This is a genomic window from Rahnella sp. AA, from assembly GCF_002834385.1.
Taxonomy (GTDB): domain Bacteria; phylum Pseudomonadota; class Gammaproteobacteria; order Enterobacterales; family Enterobacteriaceae; genus Rahnella.
In genome coordinates this window covers 257,534-271,572 of the sequence record NZ_PITQ01000004.1, presented here as the reverse complement: position 1 = coordinate 271,572, position 14,039 = coordinate 257,534, and the positions used below count along the sequence as shown (strand labels likewise).

The 14,039-nt window shown below is 50.2% G+C and carries 11 protein-coding genes and 2 pseudogenes; 10 read left to right on the top strand and 3 right to left on the bottom strand.

The genetic code is table 11. The features are described from left to right. The first annotated feature begins 96 nt into the window (after positions 1-96). From fabF to ptsG, 7 genes are all read left to right on the top strand, one after another. Positions 97-1,338 (top strand): beta-ketoacyl-ACP synthase II, encoded by a 1,242-nt coding sequence (fabF, locus tag CWS43_RS12180; protein ID WP_101077205.1) that lies wholly within the window; start codon positions 97-99, stop codon positions 1,336-1,338. Positions 1,339-1,557: 219 nt separating this feature from the next. Next, on the top strand, positions 1,558-2,352 hold the full coding sequence (gene pabC, locus CWS43_RS12175) for an aminodeoxychorismate lyase (RefSeq protein ID WP_101077204.1): 795 nt from the start codon (positions 1,558-1,560) through the stop codon (positions 2,350-2,352). 14 nt (positions 2,353-2,366) lie between these two features. Then, a complete protein-coding gene (gene mltG, locus CWS43_RS12170; RefSeq protein WP_101077203.1) occupies positions 2,367-3,392 on the top strand; it encodes an endolytic transglycosylase MltG in 1,026 nt (341 codons plus the stop codon). Continuing rightward, on the top strand, positions 3,382-4,032 hold the full coding sequence (gene tmk, locus CWS43_RS12165) for a dTMP kinase (protein ID WP_101077202.1): 651 nt from the start codon (positions 3,382-3,384) through the stop codon (positions 4,030-4,032). Before mltG ends, tmk begins: the two co-directional genes overlap by 11 nt. Beyond that, entirely contained in the window at positions 4,029-5,048 is a 1,020-nt protein-coding gene (gene holB / locus CWS43_RS12160) for a DNA polymerase III subunit delta' (protein WP_101077201.1), read from the top strand. The genes tmk and holB overlap by 4 nt, the downstream gene beginning before the upstream one ends. Positions 5,049-5,078: 30 nt before the next feature. Then, positions 5,079-5,873, top strand: coding sequence for a metal-dependent hydrolase (locus CWS43_RS12155; protein ID WP_101077200.1), 795 nt, complete (start codon positions 5,079-5,081; stop codon positions 5,871-5,873). Positions 5,874-6,211: 338 nt separating this feature from the next. Continuing rightward, complete coding sequence (ptsG, locus tag CWS43_RS12150) at positions 6,212-7,645, top strand: PTS glucose transporter subunit IIBC (RefSeq protein ID WP_101077199.1); 1,434 nt, start codon at positions 6,212-6,214, stop codon at positions 7,643-7,645. Positions 7,646-7,760: 115 nt separating this feature from the next. Here ptsG and CWS43_RS27780 read toward each other — a convergent pair. The 3 genes and pseudogenes from CWS43_RS27780 to CWS43_RS12140 form a co-directional block, all read right to left on the bottom strand. Further along, positions 7,761-7,850 (bottom strand): annotated as a pseudogene (locus CWS43_RS27780) (hypothetical protein); the annotation flags it as partial. Beyond that, positions 7,849-8,096, bottom strand: a pseudogene (locus tag CWS43_RS27775) (IS4 family transposase); the annotation flags it as partial. The pseudogenes CWS43_RS27775 and CWS43_RS27780, both read right to left, overlap by 2 nt. Before the next feature lie 75 nt (positions 8,097-8,171). Next, positions 8,172-8,438, bottom strand: a complete 267-nt coding sequence (locus CWS43_RS12140) for a PAAR domain-containing protein (RefSeq protein ID WP_101077198.1) — start codon at positions 8,436-8,438, stop codon at positions 8,172-8,174. 83 nt (positions 8,439-8,521) lie between these two features. Between CWS43_RS12140 and CWS43_RS12135 the strand changes: the two genes are divergently transcribed. The 3 genes from CWS43_RS12135 to CWS43_RS12125 are packed head-to-tail and all read left to right on the top strand — an operon-like array spanning position 8,522 to position 13,927. Continuing rightward, the gene (locus CWS43_RS12135) at positions 8,522-11,059 is read left to right on the top strand and encodes a type VI secretion system Vgr family protein (protein ID WP_101077197.1); all 2,538 of its coding nucleotides are present in this window, start codon (positions 8,522-8,524) and stop codon (positions 11,057-11,059) included. A 10-nt stretch (positions 11,060-11,069) separates the two neighbouring features. Then, positions 11,070-13,235, top strand: a complete 2,166-nt coding sequence (locus tag CWS43_RS12130; RefSeq protein ID WP_101077196.1) for a DUF3274 domain-containing protein — start codon at positions 11,070-11,072, stop codon at positions 13,233-13,235. Further along, positions 13,232-13,927 (top strand): hypothetical protein, encoded by a 696-nt coding sequence (locus tag CWS43_RS12125; protein WP_101077195.1) that lies wholly within the window; start codon positions 13,232-13,234, stop codon positions 13,925-13,927. Before CWS43_RS12130 ends, CWS43_RS12125 begins: the two co-directional genes overlap by 4 nt. Positions 13,928-14,039: the final 112 nt, after the last annotated feature.

Genomic DNA, 14,039 nt, shown 5'->3' with positions numbered 1-14,039 from the left:
CATGCTTTAAGTTTAGATAGTTAGGCGGTCATTTGACCGCCTAAGTTTTTTATATCCCACGGTATTACTACTTTTTTCCCTCCCTGGAGGACACACGTGTCTAAGCGTCGAGTTGTAGTGACTGGACTGGGCATGCTGTCTCCTGTCGGCAATACTGTAGAGTCCACTTGGAACGCTCTCCTTGCCGGTCAGAGTGGCATTAGCCTAATCGACCATTTTGATACTAGTGCCTATGCAACGCGCTTTGCTGGCTTAGTAAAAGATTTTAACTGTGAAGACTTCATCGCGCGCAAAGATGCCCGCAAGATGGATGCCTTTATTCAGTATGGTATTGCTGCCGGTATTCAAGCGATGCAGGACTCCGGGCTTGAAATCACTGCTGAGAACGCGACACGCATTGGTGCGGCGATCGGTTCTGGTATTGGCGGACTCGGTCTGATTGAAGAAAACCATTCCTCATTGGTTAACGGCGGGCCGCGTAAAATTAGTCCTTTCTTCGTTCCCTCAACCATCGTTAACATGATTGCCGGTCATCTGAGCATTATGTTTGGGTTGCGTGGACCGAGTATTTCTATTGCTACGGCTTGTACATCTGGCGTGCACAATATTGGTCATGCGGCACGTATCATTGCTTATAACGATGCTGACGTCATGCTGGCCGGTGGCGCAGAAAAAGCCAGTACACCGTTGGGTGTGGGTGGTTTTGGCGCGGCACGTGCGCTTTCAACCCGTAATGATAATCCTCAGGCGGCGAGCCGTCCTTGGGATAAAGATCGTGATGGTTTCGTCCTCGGCGATGGCGCAGGCATTATGGTGCTGGAAGAGTACGAACATGCCCGCAAACGTGGTGCGAAAATTTATGCTGAGATTGTTGGTTTTGGCATGAGCAGCGATGCCTTCCACATGACTTCACCGCCGGAAGACGGCGCGGGTGCTGCTCTGGCAATGGAAAATGCACTGCGCGATGCCGGTATTTCTGCTTCCGAGATTGGTTACATCAACGCGCACGGGACATCTACCGCTGCCGGTGATAAAGCTGAAGCGCAGGCCGTTAAGTCTGTCTTCGGTGCGGATGCGAAGAAAGTGCTGGTCAGTTCGACTAAATCCATGACCGGGCATTTGCTGGGCGCAGCGGGCGCAGTGGAATCCATCTTTACCTTGCTTGCTTTGCGCGATCAGGCTGTTCCTCCAACCATCAATCTGGATAATCCGGATGAAGGTTGTGATCTGGACTTCGTGCCGCATGAAGCGCGTCAGGTAAAAGCGTTGGATTACTCACTGTGTAATTCGTTCGGTTTTGGCGGTACCAATGGTTCGCTGGTATTCCGCAAGATCTGAATCCGGTCAAAACCTGTTCGTCCGTAAAAGGCCCGCTATTGGGCCTTTTTGCTGTCTGCACAAATGACCCGGTTTGTGCCAAACGGCAGCTCAACAAACCGCGTGTTTCAGCTCTCAGTGTGGCCCGGTACGATAAAGTAAGAATGCTCCACTTGATGCAGTAAGCCCGCTCACGCAGGCTCTTCTCTCAGAGAACCTTAATGCCCGGAGGAAGTAACCATGTGGATTAACGGTGTGGCGCAAACGACATTGCCGGCAGGAGATCGCTCGGTACAATTTGGCGACGGGTGCTTTACGACAGCCAGAGTGATCCACGGCGAAATTCAATTTCTTGCAAAACACATCCGGCGTATGCAACAGGCTGCCTCTGTTTTGCGGATTACGGGGGTTGACTGGGGAGCACTGGAGCATGAAATGCGCCAGGCTGCCGGGCAACGAAGTGAGGCAGTTGTTAAAGCTATTCTGACCCGGGGAAAGGGCGGGCGTGGTTACAGTGCTGCAGGATGCAGCGAACCGACCCGTATTGTCTCCGTTTCCGATTATCCGGTGCAATACTCGCTCTGGCGGCAACAGGGTGTGAAGTTAACGCTGAGCCCGGTGGCCCTGAGCCAAAACCCGTTGCTGGCTGGGATAAAGCATCTGAATCGCCTGGAACAAGTGATGATCCGCATGGATCTGGACCAGACAGATGCTAATGAGGCGCTGGTCGTTAACACTTCCGGTTGCCTGGTAGAATGCTGTGCGGCCAATTTATTCTGGCGTAAGGGAAATCAGGTTTTTACGCCGGATTTATCGCAGTCCGGCGTTGACGGCATTATGCGTCAGCACCTGCTCCGGGTGCTTGAAGCGACCACGTGGGCTTTGCACATTGTCAGTGAGCCGCCTGAAATTCTGTCCGATGCTGATGAGATCCTAATTTGTAACGCACTGATGCCCGTTTTGCCTGTGTCGCAGGTGGACAGACGGCATTATTCTTCACGTGATTTGTACGATTTCCTGCACCAAAGCTGTTAAAAAGTGAACCGACAATGAAAAACAAAAAAACGAAATTTTTCGCCCTGATTGTCCTGATCCTGCTTGGGCTGGCGGCGCTGAGTTACCATAAAGTGAAGCAGTTCGCCGACCGCCCGATCAACGTCAGCAGCGAAACCATTTTCACCCTGCCAGCCGGTACGGGGCGTGTGGCGCTGGAAACGCTGCTCATTGATAAAAAACTGATTAAATCAAGTCACTGGTTCCCGTGGTTATTGCGCCTCGAGCCTGAACTGAGCGAGTTCAAAGCCGGGACGTATCGTCTTGAGAAAGGAATGACCGTTCGCCAGATGCTGGAGTTGCTGAAAAGCGGTAAAGAAGCGCAGTTCAGCATTCGCTTTGTGGAAGGTTTCAAACTGAGCGACTGGATGAAGGTGCTGGATAAATCGGAATATCTTAAGCATGAGCTGAGCGGTAAAAGCAGCGAAGAGATTGCCGCAGCGTTAGGGATGACTGACAGCAAAAATCCAGAAGGCTGGCTGTATCCTGACACTTATCACTACACCGCCGGGATGACCGATGTTTCTTTGCTCAAACGTGCGCATGTACGGATGGAAAAAACCGTTGCCGACATCTGGAAAGGCCGGGCCGATTCGCTGCCGTATAAAACACCCGCCGATATGGTGACGATGGCGTCGATTATCGAAAAAGAAACCGCCGTAAAAGATGAACGCCCTGAAGTGGCCTCTGTCTTTATTAACCGTCTTCGTATCGGAATGCGTCTGCAAACTGACCCGACGGTTATCTATGGAATGGGCGAAAGTTACACCGGCAATATCACCAAAAAAGATTTAGAAACGCCGACGCCTTACAATACCTACGTCATTACCGGTTTGCCGCCATCACCAATTGCGATGCCGGGCGAAGCGTCGCTCCAGGCTGCGGCGAATCCGGCAAAAACGCCGTATCTTTATTTTGTCGCTGACGGCAAAGGCGGGCATACTTTCAGCACTAACCTTGTGAACCACAACAAGGCGGTTCGTGTGTATTTAGAGGCTCTGAAAAACAAGAATGAAAAGTAACTTCATTGTAATCGAAGGCCTTGAAGGGGCAGGGAAGACCACCGCACATGACGTGGTTGTGAATGCGTTGCGCCAGCATGGGGTGCAAGAAATTGTGTTTACCCGTGAGCCTGGCGGTACGCCACTGGCCGAAAAGCTGCGTGATTTGTTCAAACGCGGCGTTGACGGTGAAAAACCTACCGTGAAGGCGGAAGTACTGATGCTTTATGCCGCGCGCGTCCAGCTGGTTGAAACCGTGATTTTACCTGCTCTGGCGCGTGGCGCCTGGGTTGTAGGAGATCGCCATGATCTCTCTTCGCAAGCCTATCAGGGCGGCGGACGCGGTATTGATGCAAAACTGATGAGTTCTTTGCGCGACACCGTGCTGGGCGATTTCCGCCCTGATCTCACGCTTTATCTCGACTTACCACCGGCTATTGGTCTGCAACGCGCCCGTGCGCGCGGTGAGCTGGATCGTATCGAGCAGGAAGCGCTGCCCTTCTTTGAGCGTACGCGTGCGCGTTATCTCGAACTCGCCGCCGCCGACAGCCGCATCAAAACCATTGATGCGTCGCAGACCATTGAACAGGTCAAAGCCTCTATCGAACTGACGTTAAAAAACTGGTTCGATGAACAAACTGCAAAAGGCCAGATGTCATGAGTTGGTATCCGTGGCTCAGCGGCCCTTACCGCCAGTTAATCGGGCAATATCAGACCGGGCGTGGTCATCATTCCCTGCTGATGCACGTTGCGGCGGGAATGGGCGATGACGCACTGGTCTATGGCCTGAGCCGCTGGTTGCTTTGCCAGCATAAAGATGGGGAAAAAAGTTGCGGTAAATGCCACAGCTGCCAGCTGATGATCGCCGGAAACCATCCTGACTGGCATACCCTGCTGCCTGAAAAAGGTAAGAGTTCGCTGGGTATCGACCCTGTCCGCCAACTGATTGAAACGTTGTATAATTACTCGCAGCAGGGCGGTGCGAAAGTCGTGTGGATCCCGCAGATGGAAATGCTGACGGAGGCCGCCGCCAACGCCTTACTCAAAACGCTGGAAGAACCACCAGCCGGGACTTATTTTCTGCTGGGATGCCGTGAACCTTCAGCGTTGCTGGCCACTATCCGCAGCCGCTGTTTCTACTGGCATCTGCCGGTGCCGGAAGAGGCGTTATCCGTACAGTGGATCAACCGCCAGCTCAGCGCGGATCCGGTGGCGATTAAGACCGCCTTGCGGCTGAGCAACGGTGCGCCGCTTTCGGCGATGGCGCTGTTGCAACCGGAGCGCTGGAAACAACGCGTGATACTGTGTCAGCAGCTTTATACACAGTGCCAGCAGCAGGATATGCTCTCACTGTTGCCGCAACTCAACCATGACGATGCCGCTGACCGTCTGTACTGGCTGGCGACGCTGCTGCTTGATGCTATCAAATGGCAGCAACGGGCTGGGCAATTCATCATTAATCATGACCAGCAACCACTGATAAGTCTGCTTGCCGGTGCGCAATCTAATGTTTCGTTGCAACAGTCTGTCACCGCCTGGATGCACTGCCGCCAGCAGTTACTCTCCATCGTGGGGGTTAATCGCGAACTGTTGCTGACCGAACAACTGCTGGAATGGGAACAGATGCTTCAGGGCGCTGTTTCCCCCTCTATTTTCAGTTCCGCGCTTTCGCGCTGAATCCTTTTACTAAGTAATGAGTTAACTATTATGTTTTTAGTCGATTCCCATTGTCATCTCGACAGCCTGGATTATAACGAGCTGCACTCCGGCGTTGATGACGTGCTGGAAAAAGCCCGCGAGCGCGATGTTAAATTTATGCTGGCTGTTGCAACGACGCTGCCCGGTTATCAGGCAATGACACAGCAGATTGGCGAACGCCCGGACGTGGCATTTTCCTGTGGTGTTCACCCGTTAAACATCGATGATGGCTATGATTTCGCTGAGCTGAAACGTCTGGCTGCCGGCCCGAAAGTGGTGGCGATGGGGGAAACGGGTCTGGATTATTTCTATCAGAAAGAAGCACATCAGCTGAAATTGCAGCAGGATTCTTTCCGTGAGCACATCCGCATTGGTCGCGAGCTGAACAAACCAGTGATCGTCCATACCCGTGACGCGCGTCAGGACACACTCGATATCCTGAAAGAAGAGAAAGCCGGTGAATGCGGAGGCGTTCTGCACTGCTTTACCGAAGATATCCCGACCGCAGAATTCCTGTTAGACCTCGGTTTCTACATCTCCTTCTCCGGCATCCTGACTTTCCGAAATGCTGAATCCTTACGCGAAGTCGCCCGTTATGTGCCGTTAGACCGTCTTCTGGTAGAAACCGACTCTCCGTATCTGGCACCGGTTCCGCATCGCGGTAAAGAAAACCAGCCTGCATACGTGCGTGATGTGGCCGATTACATGGCTGTTCTGAAAGGCGTTAGCGTCGAACAGCTGGCCGAAGTGACAACAGCAAACTTTTCACGATTATTTCACATCGATGCATCTTCCCTGACCTAAGCTTTCGCTTAGTCATTTGTCTCGGATTTATTTTTCATCTCGTAATTAATCACCTTAATGGGGTATCTTGGCCCCGTTTTTCACGATGCCAGGGGAGTGTTTTTCGGATTTTGTGTGGGTAAGTGCGGGTTTTTAATACACTGTTACCGCATTTTTCAGAAAAACGTGACTGCCATCAAACATTAACAAAGCGAATTATTTTACCCTTCGTAAAAATTAAAAGGGGTGCTTAGACACCCGACAGCAAAAGGCTCTCAGAGCCTTTGCAAAGCGGTTCGCTACTAAGCGAAATCGCATGAAGTAACAAAAAGCATCATTACTCAGGAGCACACTCAATTATGTTTAAGAACGCGTTTGCAAACCTTCAAAAGGTCGGTAAATCGCTAATGCTGCCAGTTTCCGTACTCCCAATCGCAGGTATCCTGCTGGGCGTCGGTTCTGCAAACTTTAGCTGGCTGCCAATGATCGTTTCCCATGTTATGGCCGAAGCCGGTGGTTCAGTCTTCGCTAACATGCCTCTGATTTTCGCTATCGGTGTGGCATTAGGTTTCACCAATAACGACGGTGTTTCCGCACTGGCTGCGGTTGTTGCGTACGGCATCATGGTGAAAACCATGGCGGTTGTCGCACCTCTGGTTCTGCATTTGCCGGCTGACGAAATTGCCGCTAAGCACTTAGCGGATACCGGCGTACTGGGCGGTATTATCTCCGGTGCGATTGCGGCATACATGTTCAATCGTTTCTATCGCATCAAGCTGCCTGAATATCTGGGCTTCTTCGCGGGTAAACGTTTTGTTCCGATCATTTCTGGTCTGGCTGCCATCATTCTGGGTGTGGTTCTGTCCTTCATCTGGCCGCCAATCGGTACAGGTATCCAAACTTTCTCACAGTGGGCTGCTTATCAGAACCCGGTTGTGGCATTCGGTATCTACGGCGTTGTTGAACGTGCGCTGGTTCCGTTTGGTCTGCACCACATCTGGAACGTTCCATTCCAGATGCAAATCGGTGAGTACGTGAACTCTGCCGGTCAGGTCTTCCACGGCGACATCCCACGTTACATGGCGGGTGACCCAACTGCGGGTAAACTGTCAGGCGGCTTCCTGTTCAAAATGTACGGTCTGCCAGCTGCAGCAGTTGCTATCTGGCACTCAGCGAAACCTGAGAACCGTGCAAAAGTCGGCGGGATCATGATCTCCGCTGCGCTGACCGCGTTCCTGACCGGTATCACCGAGCCAATCGAATTCTCCTTCATGTTCGTGGCGCCGATCCTGTATGTGATCCACGCGATTCTGGCCGGTCTGGCCTTCCCAATCTGTATCCTGTTGGGCATGCGTGACGGTACCAGCTTCTCCCACGGTCTGATTGACTTTATCGTACTGAGCGGCAACAGCAGCAAAATCTGGTTGTTCCCAATCGTGGGTGCGGTCTATGCAGTGATTTACTACAGCGTCTTCCGTTTCCTGATTGCTAAACTGGATCTGAAAACTCCTGGCCGCGAAGACTCAAGCAGCGAAACCTCAACACAGGGTGGCTCAGAAATGTCAGCTTCTCTGGTCGAGGCCTTCGGTGGCAAAGAAAACATCACAAACCTTGATGCCTGTATCACCCGTCTGCGCGTCAGCGTAGCCGACGTATCCAAAGTTGATCAGGCTGGCCTGAAAAAACTGGGTGCGGCAGGTGTGGTTGTGGCGGGTTCTGGTGTTCAGGCAATCTTCGGCACCAAGTCCGATAACCTGAAAACAGACATGGACGAGTACATGCGTAGCCATTAATGGTAAGCATTGTCGGGGTCTGAGAAGGGAGGCTTCGGCCTAATGCCGGTCACTTAAGGTGGCCGGCATTGTTTTTTAAGGGATATTTCGACCACTTTTCCCTCACTTTCCTCGCATAACTCAACTGGTACGGCAGATAATCCCCCTTCAGACTGAACGCCATCTTGATCATCTGGTAGCGAATAAGATTATAAGTCAGCAAGATAACCGCATTCACCATGCTGATTAGACGCTTTGCCGAAGGCCTCGGCATTTTCAGCGTTGTCCTGCGTATGCCAGACAACGCCATCGACAGCATTGAGCGTCAACCCATGCCAGAGGGGGGGCCTGGCCTCTTCGTGCCAGCGTTGTTGAGTAATATCAAACAGGACCCGGATGGCGTCTTCACCGGGTGTTTTTGGCCAGCAATCACAGAGCTGAGCGCGGTGAATGACCGTCTGGTTAGCTCAACGGATTATTAACCGATCAGCATTACCCGCTTAGGCGGTTTTTTTTATGTATTTTTCATAATTTCATAAAAACATAATCACCCCATTTCAGGCACGCCGTCGCCCTTGTGTAATGCCTTTGCGCCGCAGCTGGCAGCGTCACCCTGCCTGATGCGCTGCTTTCCATTGATTTCAATGTTAGGCGCACCGGAATAGAAAACAGCCCTTACTTTACACAGCGGGCACATAAAACCATGACCGGTTAATACTGCGTAATGACCGTCTACATAAAAATTCATATCACCTTCGCCCAACGTTCCGCCATGCGTTGTCGTGTCGCCGGTTACAATCAACGGGGATGTCATTTTTAAAATCCTTTTATTTTCGGTAGAAATTGGGGGGTATAATAACACCAGGTATAAATGGAAATTGCACACAAGGAAAAAACATGTCAGATCAGGTGATATCCCTCGTCCCTAATATATTCAATCCTATTGAAAGTCAGAATAGATATTTATTAAATATAATAAATTCTGATGTTATTGCCGATGTCGAATCATTTACCAGTCATGAAGCATTAAGTGAACCGTATAAGTATACAATCCGCTTTACTTCACATCAAAAAGATATTCCCGCCGTCAGTCTGCTGAAACAATACGCCAGTTTTGAAATGCGCGTACCGAATCCCGAATATTCGGAATACATGGCCGGTTCGGCACTCTGGCAAAAAAACCGGACGGTTGAGGGGGTCGTAACGTCTTTTGAACGGATCAGCACGTCAGCCGATGAATCCTTGTATGAAGTTATTTTATACCATCCTTTGGCCCTGATGGATAACCGGCGGCGGTCTGCAATTTATCAGGATATTGCCGTGCCGGATTTAGTAAAACAAATCCTCAAGGAACATCATTTTGAAGGTTACGAAATCAATTTCGACGAATTGAAATGGGTCTATCCGCGCCGCGAAATGATCACACAGTGGGGGGAAACTGATTTGCAGTTTATCCGCCGGTTATTGTCTGAGGTTGGGATCTGGTTCCGTTTCGAAAAACATCCAAAACATGACGACATCGTGACGATGGTTTTTGCAGACAGTCAAAGCCTTTACCTTTTAAATAATCATATAAAGCTCTACAACGAAGCGGGAATGTCTGGCAATGATTATTCTGTTAAAGAACTGAAAGCCCGTCATAACGTCGCCACGGCCAGTGTGATGGTGAAAAACTATCATTACCCGCTGCGCAACTACGACACCACCACGGAAACCGCAGACGCAACACGCGGAGACGACACCACACACGGCGAACAATACTTTTATTCTGACATTCACAACGAACCGGGCAACCGGTACGAAATCGGCAACGGCCAGATGGCGGAAACCAGCTATTTTTACGCACGGATCAGGCATGAGCTTTTTTTAAATGCACAAACCCGGCTCACCGCGATAACAGATAGCCCGGACGTAACACCAGGGAAGGAGTTAGACATTGATGGCAACCTTCCGGCGGCGTTCACAAACGGTTTTGTTGTAACGGCCATGACGGCCAGCGGTTCCCGCAAAAATGCGTACAGGTCAGAATTAAGCGGCATTCCGTACAGTGAAGATGTGTGTTACAGGCCGGAGCGCCTGCCGCGCCCCGTTATTACCGGCACGGTTCCCGCCCGCGTTTCAGCGATGGAATACAACGGCGCAACGGCACATATTGACGCGTTCGGACGCTACCGCATCAAATTTCATTTTGATTTAGCCGAATGGAAAAAGGGATTTGAAAGCGCCGCCGTGAGGCTGGCCCGCCCTTATGCCGGTGATACTTACGGTTTTCATTTTCCTTTACTCGATAACACAGAAGTTGCAATTGCTTTTGACCAGGGCGATCCCGAACGGCCATACATTGCGCACGCCCTGCACGATGCCACAAACCCCGATTTAGTCACAAACCAAAACAACACACGCAATGTGATCCGCACGCCGCGTAATAACAAACTGCGGATGGAGGATAAGCGGGATCAGGAACATATCAAGCTGGCGACGGAATACGGCAAAACGCAGGTAAACACCGGCCATTTAGTTGACAGCAGCGGCCAGAAACGCGGGGAGGGTTTCGAGGTTCGCACCGACTTTTACGGCGCGTTACGTGCTGACAAGGGTTTGCACATCACCACAGAAACCCAGCTGAGAGCCAACGGCAAACAATTAGACATGGCCGCTACGGTTGCCCAGCTGACCGCCGCATTAACGCTGGCTAAATCTCTGGCCGCCAGTGCCACCAGCTGCGACACGCCCGCCACGGATGCCGGAAAACAGCAGGCATTAAGCCAGGGCGTTAACCAGCTGGCCGCGCCGGTGATTGCGCTTTACGGTGACGCGGGGATCGCCCAGACGACGCCGAAAACCGCGCAGATCAGCGCCGGTGAAAACGTGATCACCACATCGCATAAAGACACTTCATTAAACGCCTTTGGGCGCTTCACTGTCGCGGCGGCGGAATTGGTTTCTGTGTTCGTGCGTAAAGCGGGGATTCTGCTCACAGCGGCGGGCGGCCCCATTCATTTAAAAGCGCAAAAGGATGAAATCAAGCTGACCGCGTTTGGTGATGTGATCACAACCAGTTCAAGCGGGCGTATTTCTTTCAATGCAAAAAAAGAAGTGGTTTTGATGTGCGGCGGGGCCGGGCTGCGCATAAAGAACGGCGAGGTTGAGATCATCGCGCCGCAAGGGGTGACGTTTAAAACTATGGACGTGCGTTATTTACCGAAAGACAGCATTCAGGAAACGTTACCCGTTTTCAAAGAGGGTGAATTGTCACATCAATTTTTACTCCACGCACCAGGCGAACCGGATCACGGTCTGCCAAATCAGAAATTTGAAATCTTCAAAAATGGCGTAAAGACCGCAGGAATAACCGACGCTAACGGTCATTCGGATTTGCTCAGGCCGTCCGAGCTGGAAAGCTATTCCATTAAACTGATACACGACGACGAATAAGGAAATCACTATGTCAGACAGCACAGATAAAAAAGCCCCTGCACGCCCGCCGCAGTATTTGGCCGTCGGTTGTATCGGCGTGCCGACCGATGCGGGGCCGTCGTCTTACGTCACTAAATGTGAAGTCCCGCGCCCGATGCCCTGCATTGTGATCCTGGTCCACGGCGTGAACGATGTCGGGGAGGCATACCAGAATCAGGAACGCGGAATTATAGCGGGGCTGAATAAGCGCTTAGGCCGTGATGATTTAGTGTGTCACGAATGGTCAGAAAAAGAATTCCAAATCACAGACGCGGACGGAAAACGCCAGACAGTCACGGACAAAAAACAAAAGGAAGTGTTATCTGATGTAGCGTCGCCGGTCATTCCGTTTTACTGGGGTTACAAGCCGGTTGATCATGATACCTACGTACAAGACCAGAAAGACTATATAGACAAAATGCGGGGAATGTATGGCAGTCAGGAAATACCGTTACCTTATGACGCCTTTCAGGAATACGAAGAACATATTTTAAAAAGGTTTGACGGGAAAAAGATTGATAATTTTTGCAACGTTTTAGACCTGAATTTCGCGAAATGCGGCGGGATGTTTGCCAATGCAACGACCAATATCCCGGACATGTTCGGGCCAGGTGCAAATGGCTTCATAATGAAACCAATCAAAAGCCAGACGCAAAACGATGCGCGTGATCGAACCCATCCGATTTACGACAACCCGCACCGGATTTATCAGGTATTCGCGGCGCAACGTTTGGCGAATCTGATGTTTGAAATTCGCGATAACCCAATAACTGCAAAAGACGTGATCAACGTCGTCGCTCATAGCCAGGGGACGATTATCACCATGTTAGCAAATATGATTCTTAAACAACGGGGGAAATATCCCGCAGATTGCGTCATTTTCAATCATTCCCCTTATTCATTAACTGATCTCATGTTAGAAAACGGGATGCCGGATAATCAGCAAACAACGGAAGGCCGTGAAGAAACGTTTAAAAACTTCTGCGCAATCATGCGGGATAATAAGAATTACAGGGAGGGGGACGGGTTGCACACGGATGCCGAAACCCAAAAATTATACGATACGATTTGCATTAAAAAAGCGGGGGCGTGGTATCAGGATCCGCGTAACCGGCGTAACAATTTTGGCAAGGTTTATAACTACTTTTGTCCGAACGATCAGACCGTATCTATGCGGCCTATACAGGGTTTCGGATGGCGTGGCGTGCCTGACAAAATCGCCAGCACAATACCTAATTTGCGTCAGCGCGTTTTTGCGCAGGATGAATTTGTTGGGGTTAAACGCACTGAGCCGTACCAGTTTGCGGGGCCGATAACAAACGCCGGTGATAATTATTCTGGTTTTATGCATGGCGTCGTTAATGTCGCTTACACGTTCCGTGATGTGAGCATAACGGGGGAGGAATTGCCCGATTCTTTCATGTTTGCATTGCAAGGCCAGGGTAACGAAGGGGCGGAAAAATATCATTCAAAAATGAGCGGCCCGGATGTGGATATAGCCAGCGCAAACCTTGCCAGTCAAACAACGGTACATGAATACAGACCGGCATCGATTTATGAGCCATACAGATCAATGGATACCAACAAAAATTTCACGGAAGAAGAGTGTGCGCTTTTAACGTATAACCTTTATGCGGGAAATCCATCAATCACCATAACTCAAGCCTCTATAGTGGAATTAGCAGGGACAAGGCATTTTTCATATTTACGCACCAAAACACACGAAGAAATCGCAAAAGAAATCGGCGGCGCGGAATCAATCTTACTGAGTCAGCACTCATCAATCGTTATGAGTGATAAAGCGCCGTCTCATGCAATGGCTTACGATCTGGCAATCGGCCAGTGCAAATCTCACGTAATTGAGAACGGCGCGTTCTGGCGGAAATTGTTACAAGATGCGGACTGGCGACGGAGTTATGATCAAAGAACTTATGAATATTATAAAAGCGGAAAACTTCCATTTGATACTACAAAAAAATTCATGAACAAACCGGATAAATTTTTAGCCGCCGGTGATTTTGGGGTACTGAATGACTATGGCCCGCGAACCCGCGTTAAACCTGCGCAACGTAATGAACCCTATAACACTGATGAACCCGTTTATCAGTGGTCTATGCCGCCAAGGTTAAATGAAAAGGAATTAAACAGAAAATGAAAATGATTTCACGCATTGCCGCCAGTCTGGCGGGGGCTTTCATCGTGTCCGCATGTCATGGCCGCCCCGCTGAGATACCGACGCAGGTTATTTACCGGTATGACGATCACCGTTATTTAGAATTAAAGGGGTTTTATTGTCAGGGGGCGTTGTGGTACACGGACACAAAACGCGGCATTAAAACAGAAATTTTTGACCAGTTTTATCAGGCATTTAGTCAAATATATATTCATCCGTCTGAGCGCTATATGGTTGTCACTAACTGGGATGATTACGGAGACGGAACAGTATCAAAAGATTATGGTAAAACATGGCAACCTGTATCAATGTCAGGAGGTCGCCAACCCAATAACAGAGAATTTCATTCTTTAACCGTTGTTGATGATCGGGCGTATTGGCTCGCAAAAGACGGGCGGTTATATACCAGTTCTGCGCCGTTTGATGATCCGCGTGCAATGAAAGGGGGAACGGGCATTGATTATATTATTGACGGCGAAAAAGTGCATTTAGATGCAGGACATATTACCAATGGTTGGGGGCTTCAATTTATTCAAAACACACACTTAATAAATTCTACATCGGGATTTCTTTCCAACTGGCAAGACGCCCCGCAAAAAGTCCCCAAGGTTAAAAATTATCAGGGATGGGATCACATGAAGTGCAACCCAGATTTAGGGCTGACGGCAAAATGAAAATGATTTCACGCATTGTCGCCAGTCTGGCGGGGGTTTTCATCGTGTCCGCATGTCATGGCCGCCCCGCTGAGATACCGACGCAGGTTATTTACCGGTATGACGATCACCG